19 protein-coding genes, 1 tRNA gene and 1 CRISPR repeat array are annotated in these 19,774 nt (G+C 35.7%); of the genes, 7 read left to right on the top strand and 13 right to left on the bottom strand.

What is annotated here, in order from left to right:
* Positions 1 to 190: 190 nt before the first annotated feature.
* Positions 191 to 1,186 carry a glycosyl transferase family protein gene (locus HUS24_RS06125; RefSeq protein WP_173911183.1) on the top strand — a complete coding sequence of 332 codons (996 nt, stop codon included), beginning with the start codon at positions 191 to 193 and terminating at the stop codon, positions 1,184 to 1,186.
* Between the two features lie 52 nt (positions 1,187 to 1,238).
* Here HUS24_RS06125 and HUS24_RS06130 read toward each other — a convergent pair whose 3' ends face one another.
* Together HUS24_RS06130 and HUS24_RS06135 are read right to left on the bottom strand one after the other, a co-directional pair.
* The gene (locus HUS24_RS06130; RefSeq protein ID WP_065991988.1) at positions 1,239 to 1,505 is read right to left on the bottom strand and encodes a YeaC family protein; all 267 of its coding nucleotides are present in this window, start codon (positions 1,503 to 1,505) and stop codon (positions 1,239 to 1,241) included.
* 2 nt (positions 1,506 to 1,507) lie between these two features.
* A complete protein-coding gene (locus tag HUS24_RS06135; RefSeq protein WP_173911184.1) occupies positions 1,508 to 2,422 on the bottom strand; it encodes an NAD(+) kinase in 915 nt (304 codons plus the stop codon).
* Positions 2,423 to 2,835: 413 nt separating this feature from the next.
* Here HUS24_RS06135 and mrcB point away from each other — a divergent pair, with 413 nt between their 5' ends.
* Positions 2,836 to 5,235, top strand: coding sequence for a penicillin-binding protein 1B (mrcB, locus tag HUS24_RS06140; RefSeq protein ID WP_173911185.1), 2,400 nt, complete (start codon positions 2,836 to 2,838; stop codon positions 5,233 to 5,235).
* A gap of 2 nt (positions 5,236 to 5,237) precedes the next feature.
* On the top strand, positions 5,238 to 5,804 hold the full coding sequence (locus tag HUS24_RS06145; RefSeq protein WP_254433808.1) for a lipopolysaccharide assembly protein LapB: 567 nt from the start codon (positions 5,238 to 5,240) through the stop codon (positions 5,802 to 5,804).
* A 47-nt stretch (positions 5,805 to 5,851) separates the two neighbouring features.
* A CRISPR array of direct repeats spans positions 5,852 to 6,060; the repeat unit is 28 nt; unit sequence TTTCTAAGCTGCCTATACGGCAGTGAAC.
* A gap of 179 nt (positions 6,061 to 6,239) precedes the next feature.
* Here the strand turns inward: HUS24_RS06145 and HUS24_RS06150 are convergent.
* Positions 6,240 to 7,142 (bottom strand): NUDIX domain-containing protein, encoded by a 903-nt coding sequence (locus tag HUS24_RS06150; RefSeq protein ID WP_173911187.1) that lies wholly within the window; start codon positions 7,140 to 7,142, stop codon positions 6,240 to 6,242.
* Positions 7,143 to 7,279: 137 nt separating this feature from the next.
* Between HUS24_RS06150 and hemP the strand changes: the two genes are divergently transcribed.
* Complete coding sequence (gene hemP, locus HUS24_RS06155; RefSeq protein ID WP_173911188.1) at positions 7,280 to 7,450, top strand: hemin uptake protein HemP; 171 nt, start codon at positions 7,280 to 7,282, stop codon at positions 7,448 to 7,450.
* A 192-nt stretch (positions 7,451 to 7,642) separates the two neighbouring features.
* On the opposite strand, the gene HUS24_RS06160 is transcribed toward hemP, so the two are convergent.
* Positions 7,643 to 8,659: a PIG-L family deacetylase gene (locus tag HUS24_RS06160; RefSeq protein ID WP_173911189.1), complete on the bottom strand. Its 1,017-nt coding sequence runs from the start codon at positions 8,657 to 8,659 to the stop codon at positions 7,643 to 7,645.
* A 179-nt stretch (positions 8,660 to 8,838) separates the two neighbouring features.
* On the bottom strand, positions 8,839 to 10,596 hold the full coding sequence (locus HUS24_RS06165) for a GspE/PulE family protein (RefSeq protein WP_173911190.1): 1,758 nt from the start codon (positions 10,594 to 10,596) through the stop codon (positions 8,839 to 8,841).
* A gap of 413 nt (positions 10,597 to 11,009) precedes the next feature.
* Here HUS24_RS06165 and gloB point away from each other — a divergent pair, with 413 nt between their 5' ends.
* Complete coding sequence (gene gloB / locus HUS24_RS06170; RefSeq protein ID WP_173911191.1) at positions 11,010 to 11,741, top strand: hydroxyacylglutathione hydrolase; 732 nt, start codon at positions 11,010 to 11,012, stop codon at positions 11,739 to 11,741.
* Between the two features lie 493 nt (positions 11,742 to 12,234).
* On the top strand, positions 12,235 to 12,438 hold the full coding sequence (locus HUS24_RS06175) for a hypothetical protein (RefSeq protein WP_065991968.1): 204 nt from the start codon (positions 12,235 to 12,237) through the stop codon (positions 12,436 to 12,438).
* Between the two features lie 124 nt (positions 12,439 to 12,562).
* Here the strand turns inward: HUS24_RS06175 and HUS24_RS06180 are convergent.
* Positions 12,563 to 12,647, bottom strand: a tRNA-Leu gene (locus HUS24_RS06180).
* 473 nt (positions 12,648 to 13,120) lie between these two features.
* Between HUS24_RS06180 and HUS24_RS06185 the strand changes: the two genes are divergently transcribed.
* Complete coding sequence (locus HUS24_RS06185) at positions 13,121 to 13,717, top strand: GNAT family N-acetyltransferase (protein ID WP_173911192.1); 597 nt, start codon at positions 13,121 to 13,123, stop codon at positions 13,715 to 13,717.
* On the opposite strand, the gene HUS24_RS06190 is transcribed toward HUS24_RS06185, so the two are convergent.
* From HUS24_RS06190 to HUS24_RS06220, 7 genes are all read right to left on the bottom strand, one after another.
* Complete coding sequence (locus HUS24_RS06190) at positions 13,714 to 14,094, bottom strand: hypothetical protein (protein WP_173911193.1); 381 nt, start codon at positions 14,092 to 14,094, stop codon at positions 13,714 to 13,716. The two genes, HUS24_RS06185 and HUS24_RS06190, sit on opposite strands and share 4 nt — an antisense overlap.
* A 189-nt stretch (positions 14,095 to 14,283) precedes the next feature.
* Positions 14,284 to 14,658 carry a hypothetical protein gene (locus tag HUS24_RS06195; RefSeq protein WP_173911194.1) on the bottom strand — a complete coding sequence of 125 codons (375 nt, stop codon included), beginning with the start codon at positions 14,656 to 14,658 and terminating at the stop codon, positions 14,284 to 14,286.
* Positions 14,659 to 14,752: 94 nt separating this feature from the next.
* Positions 14,753 to 15,640, bottom strand: coding sequence for a site-specific tyrosine recombinase/integron integrase (xerA, locus tag HUS24_RS06200; protein WP_173911411.1), 888 nt, complete (start codon positions 15,638 to 15,640; stop codon positions 14,753 to 14,755).
* A 159-nt stretch (positions 15,641 to 15,799) separates the two neighbouring features.
* Entirely contained in the window at positions 15,800 to 16,075 is a 276-nt protein-coding gene (locus HUS24_RS06205) for a hypothetical protein (protein WP_173911195.1), read from the bottom strand.
* 104 nt (positions 16,076 to 16,179) lie between these two features.
* Positions 16,180 to 17,595: a type I glutamate--ammonia ligase gene (glnA, locus tag HUS24_RS06210; protein WP_173911196.1), complete on the bottom strand. Its 1,416-nt coding sequence runs from the start codon at positions 17,593 to 17,595 to the stop codon at positions 16,180 to 16,182.
* A gap of 432 nt (positions 17,596 to 18,027) precedes the next feature.
* Positions 18,028 to 18,561: an ATP/GTP-binding protein gene (locus tag HUS24_RS06215; RefSeq protein WP_173911197.1), complete on the bottom strand. Its 534-nt coding sequence runs from the start codon at positions 18,559 to 18,561 to the stop codon at positions 18,028 to 18,030.
* A 93-nt stretch (positions 18,562 to 18,654) separates the two neighbouring features.
* On the bottom strand, positions 18,655 to 19,599 hold the full coding sequence (locus HUS24_RS06220; protein WP_173911198.1) for a hypothetical protein: 945 nt from the start codon (positions 19,597 to 19,599) through the stop codon (positions 18,655 to 18,657).
* Between the last annotated feature and the right edge of the window lie 175 nt (positions 19,600 to 19,774).

A 19,774-nucleotide genomic window follows, 5' to 3' on the forward strand; every position in this document is an offset into this window, starting at 1 on the left:
GAGATAAATAAATTAAACATGCTCATTCTAGTCAAAAAATTGCTCTGGGACTTGCCCAAAATGTAATTTCTGTTTAATTATTCTACAAAATCGCATTAGACCTTAGTCTTATACCAATATCTTTACAGCCTTTCTTGGATTTTTATGTCATAGTCTCATAAAGTAATTTTAATATTTCTTTTAGCCACTTATGATCACAAAACGCAATCAATATCAGGACTTTGAACACCCTTTTGCTCAATATATTCGTATTATAGGCAAAGGCAAAAATGGCGCACGCTCACTAACTTTTAATGAAGCCTACAATGCTTTTAGCATGATTTTAAAAAACGAAGTTTTAGATGTACAACTCGGTGCATTTTTAATGTTGCTGCGTGTGAAAGAAGAGTCAGTAGATGAATTAGTAGGCTTTGTCCAAGCGACCAAAGACCAATTGAACTTTAAACCTTTATACGTTGATTTGGACTGGTCATCTTATGCCGGTAAACGTAAACATTTTCCTTGGTTTTTATTGTCTGCTTTAACTTTGGCGCATCATGGCTATAAAGTTGTCATGCATGGTGCTGCTGGACATACCATCAATCGTGTCTATACAGAACAAGTTTTACAATACTTAGGCTATTCGATTTGCCAAAATGAAAATGATGTCGCTGAACAGTTAGAAAAACATAATTTTGCCTATTTACCATTACATGTGATTTCGCCAATTTTAAGTGATTTAATTGGTTTAAGAAATATTATGGGTTTACGCTCTCCAATCCATACTTTGGCACGCTTAATCAATCCTTTTAATGCCAAAGCAACCATGCAAGCAATTTTTCATCCTGCTTATCGTAGTTCACACCAACAGGCTGCATTTAAACTTGGTTATCAAAATAGTGCAGTGATCAAAGGTGAAGGTGGTGAATTTGAACGCAATCCTGATGCCAAGACCTTAATTTGTGGGATTAAAAATGGTGAATTGTATGAGCATGAATTACCAAAACTCACCGATAACCGTAGTCCTGCTGAAGAAGAATTGGATTTAGAAATTTTTAAAGCCGTGTGGTTAGGTCAGCGAAACCATGAATATGGTGAAATGGCTGTGATCGAAACTATGGGAATTGCACTTTATACTATGGGGGGAGTCAGTGATTTTACAGAAGCCATGTGCAAAGCCCAAGAATTATGGAAGAGTCGTTTTTAAGCAGTAATTTAACTTAAATAAAAAAGGACGAATACCTCGTCCTTCTTCTCATTTATACAAAACGAATCGGTTTAAACTCAGGCTCAGGCACATGAGAATCACACTCTTCCCCTTCTTCTTTATGCCCTTTGTCAATATAGCCAGAACGTTCTTTTTCATCTAAATTTTGATGTTCCCATGCAATCACAGCCTGCATACAAATTTCACGCTGCTCTTTGGTCAGAACAACACCATTGGGCCATTTGCCAATTTCAACGGCAGTTTTCAAACGTGCTACGACATCTGCGTCAAGCATAGAAAGCATTTGTTCAATATTCATGATTAATCCTGCTGTTGCAATGAATCAAAATCTTGGTTCCAACCGAGTTTAGTACGACAAGCCATATAAAAGTCATAACCCGGCGGATGTATAAGCGTTAATTTAAATGGATGTTTACGAATATGCAAACAATCACCCACATTTAATGAAACACTACTTTGTCCATCTGCGCTGACCATTGGCAAAACGCGATTTTCACGAATTTCTATTTTGATTTCACTTTGTCCACCCACCACGATTGGACGAGAAGATAAAGTATGCGGATGCATGGGAACAAGTGCGATCGCATCCATACTTGGATGTAAAATTGGACCACCACCTGACAGCGCATATGCGGTTGAACCTGTAGGCGTTGACACAATCAAACCATCACTGTGTTGGCGATAAACATATTGCCCATCAATTTTTAAATCAAAGTCGATCATATGGACAGATTTACCCGAATGCAAAACCACATCATTCAGCGCAATCGCCTCATAAATGATTTGTTTTTGACTGCGAATTTCCATTTCCAATAAAAAACGGCGGTCGATCTGGAACTCACCTTTTAAAACTTGATCTAATTTAAAAATGACTTCAGTAGGTTTAATATCCGTTAAAAAGCCTAGACGCCCACGGTTCACTCCAAGTACAGGCGTGCTGTATTTCACCAAAGCACGTGCAGCATGCAGCAGCGAACCATCACCACCGACCACAATCACCAAGTCCACCACTTCACCGAGCAAATGTCGGCTTACGGTTTGTGTATTGCGATAAGGCACGAGTTCGGCTGTTTCAGAGTCAAAAACTGGATGTAAACCTAAACCCAGCAAATGATCATGGATGAGACATAATGTGTCTACCACAGATGATTTATCTGGGCGACCAATCAGACCAATATTTCTAAATGCTTTTGACGAGATATGTGTTGGGTTCATCAATTTCCTTTTTGACAATCTGTTGAAAATACATTGACATAAAACAGCAGCGTATCTATGCCTAATTTTCTTTAGATCGTATTGTAATTCTAAACTACACAATGAATTATACATATTAAAGATCATGGCTTAAACTTTTATTGCAAGCACAGATTTATTTTTGATTTTTCGGCGAGTATTTTTATCTTGTGTTGTTTACTTTACTTCTATCAAATAAAACTTAATGACTTGATTCAATCCATTTTTCATTCATAAAAAGGCGATAAGCCCTGAAAATTTTGCTTAAATTGAGGGTTTTAGGTTTTATTGTCTTGTTTTATAGGTAAATTGCTTAATTTCACAGTTTAATTATTGCAAATTCCTGAAAAGCTTCGCATGATTAACAAAATTTCTCAGGTTTTTTGCATATTTTTATGAAGTCAGAACGTGGAATAGGCATCATTGCACTCATTTTCTGTGTGCTCATTATTGCTGCATTTTTAGCATTTAGTATTTATTTGGTGCGATTAGACACTATTATTCGAGATAAGTTTGAAGGAAACCGTTGGGATATTCCTGCAAAAGTTTTCGCACGCCCATTAGAACTTTATGCAAATGCACCTGTTGCTGCCAATGATTTTGAACAAGAATTAAAATTATTAGGTTATAGCAAAAAAGACAGCTATGACAAATCAGGCAGTTATGTGGTTCAAAATAATAGTTATTATGTCCATACACGTGGATTTGACTATGGTGATAGTGTAGACCCTGAGCAAATTTTACAAGTTTCATTTAATGAAAATACAGTTGCAGATATCAAAGCCACCAAGCCTTCAAGCACAGGAATCGCTCGTTTAGAGCCGATGTTGGTTGGTGGAATTTTCCCGCAACATAATGAAGACCGTGTACTGATCAAACTCAACAAAGTACCGAAGACTTTGATTGAAGCCTTAGTCGCAACTGAAGATCGTAATTTTTATCATCATCATGGGGTCTCATTTCGTGGTACAGCACGTGCGATCGTCAGTAATGTCACTGGAGGCAAACGTCAAGGTGGGTCTACGCTGACCCAACAATTGGTTAAAAACTTTTATCTTTCCCCTGAAAGAACGTTAAAACGTAAAGTGAATGAAGCCTTTATGTCCTTACTTCTTGAGTTTCATTATGACAAAGATGAGATTTTAGAGGCTTATTTAAATGAAGTGAACTTAGGTCAAAATGGCAATTATTCTATCAATGGTTACGGCTTAGCTTCACAGTTTTATTTTGGTTTACCTTTACGTGAACTCAATATTGCACAACAAGCTTATTTGGTCGGTTTGGTACAAGGTCCAACCTTATACAATCCGTGGAAAAATCCAGAAGGTGCGAAAAAACGTCGTAATATCGTCCTGAATAACATGCTGGTGATGGGTTATTTAACCCAAGAAGAATACGAGCGTGAGTCTGCTCGACCACTGAATGTAGTGAAAAAACCGACCACTGGACCTTCAAAATTTCCTGACTTTTTAGACATTGTGCGTCGTCAATTGAAAAAAGAATATCAAGAATCTGATTTAACCAATCAAGGTTTGCGTATTTTTACAACGCTTGATCCAATTTCACAAACCAAAGTACAAAATAGCTTCCGTGAAACAGTAAGTCGTTTGGCTCGCTCGAATCCTTCACGCTTAAAAGACTTACAAGGTGCTGTACTGATTACTCAACCTGAAAATGGTGAACTGATTGCAGCAGTAGGTTCAACACAAGACTTTACTGGCTTTAACCGTACCATTGATGCAAAACGTCAAGTCGGCTCTTTGCTAAAACCCGTTATTTATCTCAGTGCGCTTGAATCTGGTCGTTATACTTGGGCTAGCCAAATTGAAGATGGTCCAATCAGTATCCCCGTCGACGGCAATAAATCTTGGACACCAAAAAACTATAGTGGCGGTGGTCATGGTTATGTGCCAATGGTTCAGGCACTTGCAAATTCTTACAACTTATCAGCAGTACGCTTAGGACAAGAGTTTGGTTTATCCACATTTAAAAACCAACTGACCAAATTTGGTGTGGAGTCCAATATTCCTAACTATCCATCTATTTTCCTCGGTGCTGTTGATATGTCACCGATGGAAGTGATGAGCATCTATGGCAACTTTGCCACAGGTGGCTTTAAATACCCAGTCAAAGCCATTCGCTCTGTGGTGGATTCAAATGGACGCTTATTAGAACGTTATAATTTAAATGTACAGCAAACCATTGACCCTTCTGCTGCTTATATTTTGAATTATGGTTTACAGCAAGTCATGTCTTCTGGTACAGGTCGTTCAGCTTATGCTAGCCTTTCACCTGAACTGAAACTTGCAGGTAAATCTGGCACAACCAATGACACACGTGACTCATGGTTTGCTGGCTACTCAGGCAATCATTTGGCTGTGGTTTGGTTAGGATTAGATGATAATAAGATTACAGGCTTAACAGGATCATCAGGTGCATTGCCTGTGTGGACCAATGTTATGAAACAATTACGTCAGAAACCTGTCAATCTGCGTCAAACTGACAATGTACAATGGCAATGGATTGACAGTGACAGCGGTCAACTTTCAGCACAAGGTTGTGATCAGAGTTTCTACATTCCGTTACTGCGTAACTCGGTGCCACGCCAAGCAACTGCATGTGGCATGCCACATTATCAGGTTGAGCCGACTTACATTCCTGATACGGAAAATAACCCACCAACGGATAACTCCAACGATAGTATTGAAAACTATATTCGTGAAAGTGAAAGCAACATGGATCAAGATTTAAATAATCAAGGACGTGTGATTTCAAGTGGTAGTTATCAAAATTAAGAGTGGTTGTTATGCAAATAAAATATTTAGGTGTTGCTGTGCTTTTTGTGGGATTGGCAGCTTGTCAATCTTCTCCAGTACAAACAGGTTCAGGTAAAAAGCCTGAACCAGCGCCCACGCAAAAACCTAAAGTCGAAACACCTGATGGCGTAAAAATTATTCCTTATGAACGCCCTGAAATTAAACGTCAACCGATGCAAGTGATTGTGCCTGAGCAAAAAGTACAAGCTCAAAAGTTTGATGATGGACATGATATTCCTGCATTTAATCAGTTAATTAAAAAAACTGAAACTGCATTTCGTCAAAGCAAATGGAATGAAGCAGAAAATTATGCACTACAAGCACAACGTTTAGCTCCTCAATCTGCTGAAACTTATTTATGGTTAGCGCTGATTGCCAATCATAAAAATCAAGCAAAAAATGCGGAGTCTTTAGCAAGACGTGGTTTAAGTTTTGCACAAAATAATGCGATGCGTAAGCAATTATGGTCAGCGATTTTAAAGTCAGCTCAACAGCAACAAAATGCGAAAACCATTGCCGAAGCACAAGCAAAGATCAAGGCACTTTAAGCCTTGATCTTTGCTTTAAATTGATCTAATTTTTTAACTAGAACTATTATTTTAAGCTGCCTATACGGCAGTGAACAAGCTGTATTGACTGCTTTGATGACTGTGCAATTTCTAAGCTGCCTATACGGCAGTGAACTGGCTTTATTTAAAGAATTACACTACATTACTTTTCTAAGCTGCCTATACGGCAGTGAACTCTAATTTATCCTCAAATCATAGAAGAAGTTTTTTCTAAGCTGCCTATACGGCAGTGAACATTACGCTAAAAGTTATACTCTATTTTCATTCAATTTCTATATAGTTTTTCAATATTTTCATTTAAAAAAAAATCTGCTGTGATTTAAGGCTACATTTATTATCATTTATAAAAATCCAATTTAGCTCTTTGGCATAGCGGCATCCTTGCCACTACCGATGAGTTTTATAAATCATTTATCAAAATGCACTGATACCAGCTACACCATAAGCATGATGCTGTTGTGCTTTCGCTAAATCCTCTGGCTTTAAACCACCCAAAGCAAAGACTGGAATTGCTGATTGTTTCGCCAAATTTTCAAAAACATCCCAACCAAGCGTCTTTGTATCAGGATGAGTTTGTGTTGCTAAAACTGGGCTTAAAAACACGGCCTCAAATCCTAATTTCTGAGCTCTATCTAATGACACCAAATCATGACATGCAGCAATACAACGTACATTAATATTTAAATCCTGTGGCTGCGCTTGCATCACTTGTGATTGTTTGAAATGTACGGTGAAAATTTGACTTTGAAGTGACTGTGGTAATTTTTTCCAAATGTTAATATTCACAATTAAACGCTTTAACACTGCTTGATCTAATTGCATCAAATATTGGATATCATTATGCTCTACAGCATCAACTCGCCAATACATCAGACAATTTGTATTTAGCTCTTCGATCTTAGATAAATGCTCAGAAATTTTAATAAAATGTTGCCAAGATAGACGCTGTAGAATTGAATGATTGGCTTTTGGAAAATTCAGTTCAAGCAGTTGATCGCGTATATACCACGTCCAAGGTTTTTGAATCTCATCCAAATAGGCAGTTTCAACTTTTGCATGAAATAAATGTAGATTCACAAGAATATCTTCATATTCATGTGAGATTACATCAAAGACATGCCAGTCTTGGATACCGATTCCGACCTCTTCAAATACTTCTCTACGACATGCCTGCTCAGGCGTTTCGTCTTGTTCGACCTTACCACCAGGAAATTCATATTTATTGCCTTGATGTTTCTCAGCATTTCTCCAACCCACCAGTACTTTTGATTGATGAAATAACAAAGCAATTGCTACATTTACAACAGGTTTAGTCATGACTTTTCCAGCGTGTATTTTACAAAATGTAAGTGAATAGATTTTTTTTGCAAATAACAATAATTATCGTTGACAGCCTTATTCGATAATGATTATCATTTAAATCACTAAATGACGTCCCACACGGAGTAATAACAATGAACGCACCTTTTAGCTTATTTACACGTAATAACGAATCTACCCACACTTTACCTATGCTACATTCCAACAATCTTTTCGCTTTAGGACGTGAAATCCGCATCATGCATGCAGGCGAAGAATACCGTTTACGCTTAACGCGCAACAACCGTCTTATTTTAACCAAATAAGTATAAAAATAATTTTATAAAACAAGAATTGTGGGAATAAGCAGTATGAATCAGCGCATACTGCTTTTTAGTTAAAAATATATTCAAGATCGTCTGATGATTTTCAAGAATACATCAAATTTTATACTCATAGTGTTTTATCAAACAATATATAAATGCAGTAATCATTGTTCTCTAAAAGTTCACCATATCTCAAGGCAACTCTTCACTTAATTTTTCTTCAACATTTTTGCAATTTACCACACTATTAGAGCTAATATATTGCTTGCCAAGCCAAACCAAATGTTGGTCTTTTGCATGTGGATTGACATAACCATATTCAACGAGTACTGAGGTTAATACATTCCAAAGTTTTTGATGCTGCTGATATTCAAATGTTGACATGTTGATAGGTTTTGCACGATTCACATATTCAGTATATTTATTAGTTAACATACAATTACTTAAATTTTGTGCTACATCCTGCACCAGTAAAGAGGTCACGATATGGTCGGAATGATCTTTTGGATTAATATATGAATTATCCTCTGCAATATTAAAGGTAATTTCTTTTTTACCTGCTTCAAATTGAACAATAGCGGATAATGTATTTACCAACTCCTGTTTATTATAAGCATTTTTTCCATCTACACTGGTTATCTTATGAATCTTACCTTGATATAATTTTTCTAAACTTTGAAATTGTGTAGTAGAAAAACCATTTCCATTCATGTTTCCATCAGGTAATAAAAAATTATAGAACACTACATTGTCACCAAATTGCTTGCGTTGCAATGTATGTTGATTAATTTTAACCTGTGTTTCTACGATGTTGTTTTTATAATTATTCCAATAATGAATAGATTTTTCATGTGCTAAAAATCGCGCTTCCCAAAATGTTTTTTTCATAGGAGAACTATTTGGAAAACTTAATGCCTCTCCCCCATCTCCTGCCGTTGTTAGAATAAAGACATTTTTACTGTTATGTTGCACATAAAATTGTGCATTTTTCGCCATAAACAATTGAATATCATCAGGATGTGCTGCAATAAAAAATTGGACTGTTTTATTTGCTTTAGGCGCCACCTGAGGTTTTAGTGGAGGGGGATTATCATGCTCAGAAGATGAACCACCACCACAAGCAACTAATCCCAAACAGCTAGCAATGATTGAAAGTCGAATAAAATTGAGCATACGATAAGACTTATTGTTTAAACCGTGTCTGATCATACATTTTTTATCTTATGTGGTCTACCTCCAAACACTGACCTAAAACAAGTGAAAATTTGTATATTTCTTATATGGTTTCAATTAATTTACGTTTTAAAGTAACTTGCTATTCACCAACATTTTATGTTTTCGTATTATCAAAATCATAAAATTCTGATAAGAATAAAAATATTTATAAACTAATTCAACGGCACGACTCGCAACACCTCTTCCAAAGTTGTTACCCCTTGCAGCACTTTACGTGCTCCCGCAATACGAAGTGGATCAATACCCTCTTTCTTGGCCTGCTCACGCAACTCATCCAATGTTGCATTGGCTGAAATTTTTTGTTTGGTTTCAAGAGTGATTGGCATGAATTCATAAATACCCACACGTCCTTGATAACCTGTATGACGACATTCTTCACAACCTACAGCTTTAAACACAAAGTCAGGCATTTGTATTTGATAACCAAACGTTAAATGTTTCCATTCTTGGTCATTAATGAAAGTTTCTTGTTTACAATGTGGGCATAATTGTCGTACTAAACGTTGTGCCAAAACTCCCAAAATAGTGGCAGCCGTTAAAAATGGCTGTACACCTAAATCGTGTAAACGGGTTAAACTTGAAGGTGCATCATTGGTATGCAGTGTAGAAAGAACTAAATGCCCCGTGAGAGCCGCTTGGATTGCCATATTGGCAGTATCTGAATCTCGAATTTCCCCAACCATGATAATATCAGGGTCTTGACGCATCAATGCACGAATCCCATCGGCAAAGCCAAGCTCAATGCCATGGTTAACCTGCATTTGGTTAAAACTCGGTTCTAACATCTCAATTGGATCTTCAATAGTACAGACATTGACTTGCTCAGTTGCCAACTGTTTTAAAGAAGAATATAAAGTAGTGGTTTTACCCGAACCTGTTGGACCAGTCACCAAAATAATGCCATGACTATGTTGGGTAATGGCTTGCCAATCTTCCAATAATTTTCCATCAAAACCGAGTTGTTTAAAACTGCGCACCAATACTTCAGGATCAAATATACGCATCACCAGCTTTTCACCAAAGGCAGTTGGCAAAGTTGCTAAACGCAACTCCGTTTCCTGCCCTTTGGGTGTACGTGTCTTTAAACGCCCATCTTGTGGTTTACGTTTTTCCGCAACATTCATACGTCCTAAAATTTTAATGCGAGAAATCACCGCAGTTAAGGTGTTGGCAGGCATATTATAAATGGTATGCAATACCCCATCGATACGAAAACGAATTTTCCCATTCTCTTTACGTGGTTCGAGGTGAATATCACTGGCACGTTGTTCAAATGCAAATTGTAAAACCCAATCCACCAATTTAACAATATGTTGGTCATTTGCATCAGGATTTTGGGTATCACCTAATTGCAATAAAGCTTCCACACCTTTGTTTTCTTTTTGATGTGCGCCTGCTTTTTGGGATGAAATGACTGCACGGCTAACTTGATAATATTCCACCAGGTAGCGTTGTAATTGCTCAGGATTTAATAAAACTCTTTGAATTTTTTTAGGCTTTAAACTGCTTTCAAGATTGTGTACCCAATCCCGGATAAAAGGCTGATCTGTTCCAATTAATACTTGATCTTGTTGAATTTCGACTGCCAAAATCCGATTGCGTAATGCAAACTCTTGTGACATGACACCCGTCAAGCTAGAAACATCTGCTTTTAAGGGGTCAATGGTATATACCGCCAAATCTGTTTTATCTGCCAACCATTGGCATAAGACATTTAAAGTTAAGCGTTTTTGTGGCTCTCTTTGATCGGGCAGATTAAAGTTGGCAATCCATTGTAATGGATGCCATTTTAATTGATCCCGTTGGCGATGTGTGGTTTGTACCAACACTTTGTCCCGCTCTGTAATGCGTTGATCTTTTAATAGTTGCTCTAAACACCACGTGGTATCAATTTCAAAATTAAATTGCATTATTGTTTCCCCAATATTACAAACACTATAACAAATAATGCTTGGTGATGAGGTGTATCTATTTATTTTTTTAAGTGAATCCGCTTATTTATAAAATCTCCATATAGCATTTGCCTTTTAAACATTTTTATAGCCTGAAACTAAGCTCTTTTAATTCCCTACTTTTACCTATAACAAATATATCATTCTCAAACTGTATACTTGAAACTTAGATTCATTTTCAAAAAATCTGTCAGATGTTTTGAATATTTCATATATTCAAAGTTTTGTTTACAGTCAGAAAGAATATAGCTGTAATATTTATTCTGAATACCTATCAAACCTTATTCGATACGAAAGCCAAGGACTTGAGCTACCATTCATGCGCAAATTTACATACAATAAAATAAGATGCAGCTATGGAAGCCATAAAAATGTCTTTTAAAATTCATGTGATCGATGTTAAAAATCCACTACAAAACTATATTTGGCTACTCGAACATACACAAACTCATGATGTGGTTGCCATAGATCCAACTGAAGCGCATTTAGTTCTCGATTATTGTCAAGAAAATCAACTCAATCTCTATCAAATATGGCTGACACATTGGCATAAAGATCATGTAGAGGGTGTCCCAGCATTGATTGCTGAAAAGAATATTCCTGTTTATGGGCCTCGAGATGAATTAAGTCATTTGCCTTTTATCACTCACCCGCTACAGCATGACGATAACTTTGAATTCCATCACTTGAATATTGAAATTATTGCTGTGCCTGGGCATACTCTTGGACATATTGTTTATTTTATAGATGAATTAGATTGCGTTTTCTGTGGAGATACTTTATTTGCAATGGGCTGTGGTCGTATGTTTGAGGGAACACCTGAACAGTTTTATCACTCATTAAATCGCTTAGCAGCTTTGCCACCACGTACCGAAGTGTATTGCACGCATGAATATACCCTTTCAAATGCTGAATTTGCACTACACATTGAGCCTAATAATTTGGCTTTACAACAACGTGTTGAAAAAGTTCGTCAACTACGTGCTCAAGGCCAAATCACTTTACCAAGCACAATTGAACTAGAACTTGAAACAAACCCCTTTTTACGTGTCGATAGTGTTGAAGAGTTTGCTCGAATTCGTGCAATGAAGGATAACTTTTAATTTGCTACGAAATCTCACTTAAATCGATATAAGTTATTATTTAGAATGCTCAAAATTAAATGAGAAATATATATGACTAAAAACTTGTATTCTCCAATAGAGTAGTCTAGAAAAGCAGATGAACTTTAGGATCACACTGATTTTTTAAAAGTATCAAATTTTTTTCATCTGCAACTTTCAAAATTAAAAAATTATGTAATCTGATATATTTTCTTACAGATTCAACAAAAAATCCCTGAGAAAAAGAGTTTATCAAATTATTTCAATTTTGGATAAAATGATTACTCTTAAAATTTAACAACATTAAATATATCAATATCTTAAAAACATGATCAATAATTTTAAAAACAAAAAGTATTGCTCAAGCATAAAAATTTGACTTTAAAAATTGATCAAAAATTGCTATAAAAAATTTATTTCGTTTATTTCCCCTTTAAAAGTTTATAGCGCATCCCTATTAATTTTTATAGACAGGAATTAAGGAGAACCTTCCATGAAAAAGGTAGTTAAAGCTAAAAATCTTATCGCGTTTCGTATTTGGTTAGAAAAACTTGGATATTCAGTCAAGAATTTAGCTGATGGAAAAGGTTTCACTTTTAGTTTCAAAAAAGAATATGGCTTAGTCACCTGTGATCTTGCTGGAAATAATTTAGCATTTCAACTCGGCGAAGAATTTGAAGATCATTTAAAAGCTTAAAATTTAAAATATTTTTATCGCTTAAAATAAAAAGGCATCTCTTGGAGATGCCTAAAATTTTTGCATTTTTTATTTTACATGGACATAAAAAAAGCAAGGTCAATCTACCTTGCTCTTTTGAATATGGTGGGGACGGAGAGACTCGAACTCTCACACCTTGCGGCGCTGGAACCTAAATCCAGTGCGTCTACCAATTTCGCCACGTCCCCGTATTGATCACTCGTGATCTAATGAGTATAAAAAATTAAGTTTTAAAACTTAAACTTTCATCTCATAGCAAACTTTGTGAAACGAATTTTAGTCGCTATCAATAGCTTATGCAATGTATTTTTTAGATAATCTGCTTGGAATTTAAACGAATATCATAAAATATAGCATGAGTGTTTTAAAATTAAACAGCTCTAAATCAGATCACCATTTATTCACGCTAAACTTCGGTTAAAACATGTTAGATAAGTAATGCTGATCAGTTAAGAATTTTTTAATCCTCCCCTTGCGGAACATGCTCCTCACCTTTTCAAAGGAAGGATAAGTAGCACTGCTACGCAAGATTACTAAAAATTACTTTAATTACTTGAAGTTCCCATCTTTTTCAAAGAGGGGTTAGAGGAGATTTTTAGAAATCTATCCAATAAATTTGCTTAACTGACTGACATTATGATGTTAGATAAGGCTTTTTTATATGTCCTATTACAAACTTGAAACTCATCGTTTACGCTTAAGACAATGGCAAGGTTCAGATTTGATAGCATTTGCAGCACTCAATGCTGATCCTGAAGTAATGCAGTATTTTCCAAAATGTCTAAACAGTGATGAAAGTGAGCTATTGGCGACGCGCTTTCATCATTTGATTCACAAACATCAATGGGGATTTTGGGCTGTCGAATTAAAAGAGAATCAAAAATTTATTGGTTTTGTCGGTTTACATGCTCAGCCCGAACAATTCACATTTTCACCGTGTGTTGAAATTGGTTGGCGCTTAGCAAAACAGTATTGGCATTACGGCTATGCAACCGAAGCTGCTCAGGCTTGTTTAGCATTTGCTTTTGAAGTGTTAAAATTAGATGCTGTGGTTGCATTTACAGCTTATCCAAACCTTGCCTCTGCCAAAGTCATGCAACGTTTAGGCATGACTTATTTATATGATTTTAATCACCCTCGTTTAAGGCAAGATCACCTATTATCACGTCATGTCTTATATCAAATTAAGCACAGTGAATTTTTAGCACAAGCGCATACAAGACATTTTTACAGCTATTCATGCATTTCAGATGATTAGTTCAAAGGACTGCTTTGACTCTCAAGAAAATCACGATGAATATGGCTTAAATCAATAAGATCTTGTTTTTCAAGTTCTAGAATCTTCCAAATTTCAATAAAATCCTCTTTTAAATCGACATGACTTGAAGCCACTTTAGCCACTTGCCATTGTTGATCTGAAATCCACAAATATACTTGTTGAGTTTCAGTATTGATCGCTTGAACTTTACCCTCAGCATTGATGCCTAATACCTTGCCTTGTTTCGGTAAAGTTGCTTCAATTTTAGGAAGACTCAATTCAACAAAGTGTTTAACTTGACGCAATCCATAACCACGAAAAATTTCTTTTTGCGCTTCAGTCAATTGTTGATATTTTTGCTCAAGCTCAGGAATCATTTTATTACCCAGTACACGTTAAATATATTCATCAAAAATAATAAAATTAAAGTAATCCAATAAATTACTTTATTTCGTCTAAAACATATACAGTAGAGTGCTTTGAAAAACAATTATCCTTTTGGCTTTTTTTATGAAGAAAAGATACTAAGAATATTCAAAAATATCCTGAGTACCTCATTTTTATCATTATTTTAAATTACATTCACCCAGTGATAAATACTCTGAGCCGCTTGCCATTTCAACTGTACATTTGACTTGTACCATCTGTCCCTCTTTTAACTGACTAAATTTTGCAGCAGCACGATCAGCAGGAGTTGCTCGTGTTAAGGCAGTTTCAGGATCATTTGGACTAGCAAATTCAACCAAAACTCCACCTTCCATATTCTCATCAAGTGCAGCAACGACTGCTTTAAAATCAACTTCATTGTTATATTCAGGCAATTCCATTGAAGAATAATCCGCCTCAACATAGCGCTGATATAGTTCATCTAATTGTACAGTCTGTGCAAAACTAATACTGGATTGTAAAAGTAAGGCTGATAAAGCAATTTTTTTCATCATTTTTAGATATTCGCATTATTTAAGAATCATGAAATATAAAGTGCGATAATACTCTAAACAATGTCATTTTATGCTTTTGTTATTATATGCAAAGCTACTTTTTCACTGCGCGAGGATGAGCTTGATCATATACTTGTGCTAAACGATCAAAATCAATATGCGTATAAATTTGTGTCGTAGTTAAATTACTATGCCCAAGCATTTCTTGTACTGCTCGCAAATCACCACTGTTTGAAAGCATATGACTTGCAAAGCAATGTCTTAACAAATGCGGATGTAAGTCCACATTTACCCCTGCCCTTTGCGCTTGATATTTCACTCTATTTTCTATTTGACGGGGTGTAATTGCATTACCTTTTTGAGTAATAAAAACAGATGATTCAGGCTTAAATTCACCTTGCCAAATGCGATATATTTTCAACCAATTAATCAAACTCTGTTTGGCTTTACTCCCAAAAGGGACAATTCGGGTTTTATTCCCTTTACCTGTAATACGTAATAATTGCCGATTAAAATCAATATCTTGAATCCTTAATCCTTGCACTTCCGCTAGACGTAAACCACTCGAATATAACAGTTCTAAAATAGCTTTATCGCGTAACCATAGCTGTTTTTCTAAGGGTTTTTCTGGCGCAGCCTGATCCATAATTTGATTGACCGTTTCAATATCAATCATGCCAGGCAAAGGACGTGGTTGCCTTTTTAATTGCAAATCATCCGCAGGATTCATTTCCAGATAATGCCCTTGCTTTGCCCATTTCATGAACTGACGAATCGAGGTGAGATGACGTTGTAAACTACTTGAAGTTAATTGATCTTTTTCAACTTTATAAGCAAGATATTCTCTTAAATCTGAAGCTTCAATTTGCTTTAATTCTATTTGTCTTGTATAGCAAAAGTCGATAAAACCTGAAACATCACGAAAATAAGCATCTAAGGTGTGTTCAGATTGATTTTGGATTTGACGATCTTTTATCCACATAGAAAGCAGTTGCATTGCCCCATATTGCATAAATGATCTCACCAAATAAAAACTTAAACTAGTTTAGCAAAAATTCTTACTTTCATCAGACTATTTATTCACACCTTATTATTTATGATTTTAATACAGTATCTTAACTAATAATTGCTATAAGGTTAATTATACATGATCTGTTTTTGCAATGACTTCAAATCTACCTTGAGGCGTTTTAACCAAGACTATCCCCTCAGCACTGATATAAAACTCTTTTGGATAATCAAAGTCCAAAGCCAGTTCAGGATTGCGTAATGCCACAAACTGAGCTTGCTTATACCCTTCAACAGTTCGACCTATGTCTAAATAAGTGACTTCAGAAAAGTTAAGTTTGAAACCTTTCTCATGGTTCTTTGGATCAATCCAAGGAAAAAATCCTGTGTGCTTTTTACGTTGTGCCATCTCTTAATCATCAATTCTTTTATCTAAAACGATCATATATCTAAAACGATCATACAAAAAGACCCGCAAAAAGCGGGTCTTTTTCAGTGTAATTTTTCTAAGAATTACAAGCTGTAATACATATCAAATTCAACTGGGTGCGTTGTTGTATTTAAACGACGAACTTCTTCAGTTTTAAGCTCGATATACGCATCAAGCATATCTTTGGTGAATACGCCACCTTTTAATAAGTAGTCGTGATCCGCAGCAAGTGCCTCAAGTGCCATATCTAAGCTATGCGCAACAGTTGGGATTTTAGCTTCTTCTTCAGGAGGAAGATCATACAAGTTTTTATCAGCAGCATCACCTGGATGAATTTTGTTTTGAATACCATCAAGACCTGCCATCAACAATGCAGCAAAACCTAAGTATGGGTTCATCATTGGATCAGGGAAACGTGCTTCGATACGTTTACCTTTAGGGCTAGACACGTATGGAATACGGATAGACGCTGAACGGTTACGTGCTGAGTAAGCAAGCATAATCGGTGCTTCAAAATGTGGTACCAAACGTTTATACGAGTTCGTAGATGGGTTTGTAATCGCATTCAATGAACGTGCATGTTTGATGATACCGCCAATGAAATACAATGCCATTTCTGACAAACCTGCATACTCATCACCAGCGAACAAGTTTTTGCCATCTTTAGAGATAGACATATGTACGTGCATACCAGAACCATTATCACCAACCATTGGTTTAGGCATAAAAGTCGCAGTTTTAGCAAATTGGTGAGCAACGTTCCAAACCGCATATTTGAACTGTTGAACTTCATCTGCTTTACGCACTAAGGTATTGAAACTTACACCAATTTCTAATTGGCAAGATGCAACCTCATGGTGATGTACTTCTACACGACCTGGTCCCATGATGTCTTCAATACGTGCACACATTTCAGCGCGCATATCTTGTGAAGAGTCAACTGGTGGTACTGGGAAATAACCACCTTTCACACGTGGACGGTGACCTGAGTTACCCGCTTCGTAGTCTTTACCTGTAGACCAAGCAGCTTCTTCAGCGATCAAAGTATGACGAGCGCCAGACATATCAATGTCCCATTTCACTTCATCAAATACAAAGAATTCTGGTTCTGGGCCAAAGAATGCAGTATCACCAATGCCTGTAGATTTTAAATATTCTTCAGCACGACGAGCAATAGAGCGTGGGTCACGTTCATAACCTTGACCTGTAGATGGCTCAATCACATCACAAGTCACAACAACAGTCGCTTCAGCAAAGAATGGATCAATAAAAGCTGAATTAGCATCTGGGCGAAGAATCATATCTGATGCTTCAATGCCTTTCCAACCAGCAATAGAAGAACCATCAAACATTTTACCGTCTTCAAAAGTATCTTCATCAATACTGTCAGCAGGATATGTTACGTGTTGTTCTTTACCCTTGGTATCAGTAAAGCGAAAATCGACCCATTTTGCGCCACTTTCTTGGATGAGTTGTAGGACCTTGTTCGCCATGCTCATTTTGCTCCGATGATTTTTTGTTGCACATTTTATAGTGCGTGTTAGTAGTTGGTGTTTATGTAGCAATTACCGTACCAACTTCAAGAATATTTGCTAAAAGATTGAATTCCCTATTAGAAAATATACTTTAATTTGTTTAGACCCGCTCTATTATACAAGCCACATTTATAAATGCACCATCTTCATACACACTTCTTTGTTTTAAATATTTATTCAATCTATTGATTGCACTATTATTGTGCGATTATTTATAAATGTATTATCTTGGTGCTAATTTTGTTTTACTGCTAAACAATTCGATTTAAATTTTAACCATCTTGGATATTAATATTTTAGTTTAAATTAATTTTCCATATTGTTTTTATTGATAATTTATTGAATAAAAGTAAAACCTAACAGCGTGATTAAGTTTTACCTTCATGTCTTCAAAGTTTATGACATTTCTATTTCAGCACGCGCAATTAATGCTTCAACTACCAATAACACATCGTCTTTTTTACGTGCATCTACCACAAAAATAGGTAAATCATAGTTTTCCATGTCACTGAAATCTCGATATGTTTTTAAAAGACTTTCTGGATTTTCATCCACATGGGTAATACCAACAATAATATTATCCACATGTGCTTTAAATGATTCTAAATAAAATTTTAAATCGTCTAAGGCATTTTTACGAGAATGATCAATCAGTACAATCGCTCCAATTGCACCTTTACAGATCACTGACCAAATAAAGTCAAAGCGATCTTGCCCTGGTGTACCATACAAACCGACCACAACACCGTCTTCAAGTTTAATTTCACCATAGTCAATACCAACTGTTGTTAATGCTTTGGTATGTGCATCTTGATCTGTATTTAACGCTTCCGTTGAAAGTACTGAAACCTCAGAAAGTGATTTTATGGCTTCTGTCTTACCAGCCCCCATTGTGCCACCAAATACAATTTTGTATTTCTGTAAGATCAATTTTTTCTCCCTTGCCCATATGCATGGACGATAAACCACTTTTTATTTATTGAATTCAATTTTAAATCTTGAAGCAAAACTTAATTATCTATTTTACAAACCAAGTTTACGTCTTAATTTACCAAAGAAACCTTTAAGTACACTTTCAGTTTTTTCAGATTTTACAATTAATTTTGCATCTGCTTCATTAATTTCTTGTACGGCGTCCATTAAAACCGCCACTGAAATAAAATGCTGAATTACGGATTGCTTAATTTCTAGTTTCTTCTCAACCTGACTAATACTGGCACCCTTTTCAAAACAAGCAGCAATTTTAAAAACATTTTGTCGATCATAAGCAGATTGTGGCTGTGGCCAAAATTTTAACTTATAAAATGTATTGCTATTTTGTTCTTTCAATAATTGTGGCGAATACCAAAGTAAATTCCATAGCCAAATTTTAAGGTCTTGTCCTTGAATAGAATCCACACTTTGCACTTTTTGCATAGTTGCGTAAGTATAATTCAATGAGCTATCTGTACTATTTGCTCGACGCTCTGGATCAACCCACACTTGTTCCTTTCGAATATTGATTAAAGCAATATTCCCCTGTTGATCAAAAACCTGAATATTACTGTTTCTTGGATCGAATAATTCTTTTACAAGTTTATTTATATCGGTAGTTTGCGTCGACTTTGTAGTTTGAGCCTCATAATTTGATCGTTTAAGTGGCGTCCCCATATACCGTGCTTTAAACCAATTACGAATCTCATCGGTAGCAGAAAATGGCAAATACAATGCATCATTTTCAATAGAACCCGCTTTATCTTGTTTATTGACCAAACGTAAATAAGCAATTTTTTGATTACCTACCAAGTTTTGAATAGTAGGTGAACCAAAAAACATATCATTAACCAATAGAATATCTAATTGGGGATCTGCAATATTAACCCAATTAATTTGAATAGATGTATCGTATAGCGCCTGAATTTTTTGTTTTAGGCTTTCTAATACGTTTAAACTCAATCCAAAGATGGCTATTTTTACTTGTTCACTCACAAAATTCTCCCCCGAATATATGTGACAATTTTATCATTTTTAAAACAAAAGGCAAAACAATTAACAAATTTCAAACCCCCTAATATGCTAGTTTTTTTAAGATGAATATCAATAAATTAGCCTCATCCCTAAGTTTTTTAGACACAGTAGTCACAAAACTTGCATACTAAATACA

This window comes from Acinetobacter sp. Marseille-Q1618, assembly GCF_902809855.1.
GTDB lineage: Bacteria > Pseudomonadota > Gammaproteobacteria > Pseudomonadales > Moraxellaceae > Acinetobacter.

Bases quoted from the DNA above. Each gene is read 5' to 3' on its own strand.
- HUS24_RS06125 (WP_173911183.1), top strand. From the start codon at position 191: ATGATCACAAAACGCAATCAATATCAGGACTTTGAACACCCTTTTGCT.
- HUS24_RS06130 (WP_065991988.1), bottom strand. From the start codon at position 1,505: ATGAATATTGAACAAATGCTTTCTATGCTTGACGCAGATGTCGTAGCA.
- HUS24_RS06135 (WP_173911184.1), bottom strand. From the start codon at position 2,422: ATGAACCCAACACATATCTCGTCAAAAGCATTTAGAAATATTGGTCTG.
- mrcB (WP_173911185.1), top strand. From the start codon at position 2,836: ATGAAGTCAGAACGTGGAATAGGCATCATTGCACTCATTTTCTGTGTG.
- HUS24_RS06150 (WP_173911187.1), bottom strand. From the start codon at position 7,142: ATGACTAAACCTGTTGTAAATGTAGCAATTGCTTTGTTATTTCATCAA.
- hemP (WP_173911188.1), top strand. From the start codon at position 7,280: ATGAACGCACCTTTTAGCTTATTTACACGTAATAACGAATCTACCCAC.
- HUS24_RS06160 (WP_173911189.1), bottom strand. From the start codon at position 8,659: ATGATCAGACACGGTTTAAACAATAAGTCTTATCGTATGCTCAATTTT.
- HUS24_RS06165 (WP_173911190.1), bottom strand. From the start codon at position 10,596: ATGCAATTTAATTTTGAAATTGATACCACGTGGTGTTTAGAGCAACTA.
- gloB (WP_173911191.1), top strand. From the start codon at position 11,010: ATGTCTTTTAAAATTCATGTGATCGATGTTAAAAATCCACTACAAAAC.
- HUS24_RS06175 (WP_065991968.1), top strand. From the start codon at position 12,235: ATGAAAAAGGTAGTTAAAGCTAAAAATCTTATCGCGTTTCGTATTTGG.
- HUS24_RS06185 (WP_173911192.1), top strand. From the start codon at position 13,121: ATGTCCTATTACAAACTTGAAACTCATCGTTTACGCTTAAGACAATGG.
- HUS24_RS06190 (WP_173911193.1), bottom strand. From the start codon at position 14,094: ATGATTCCTGAGCTTGAGCAAAAATATCAACAATTGACTGAAGCGCAA.
- HUS24_RS06195 (WP_173911194.1), bottom strand. From the start codon at position 14,658: ATGATGAAAAAAATTGCTTTATCAGCCTTACTTTTACAATCCAGTATT.
- xerA (WP_173911411.1), bottom strand. From the start codon at position 15,640: ATGTGGATAAAAGATCGTCAAATCCAAAATCAATCTGAACACACCTTA.
- HUS24_RS06205 (WP_173911195.1), bottom strand. From the start codon at position 16,075: ATGGCACAACGTAAAAAGCACACAGGATTTTTTCCTTGGATTGATCCA.
- glnA (WP_173911196.1), bottom strand. From the start codon at position 17,595: ATGAGCATGGCGAACAAGGTCCTACAACTCATCCAAGAAAGTGGCGCA.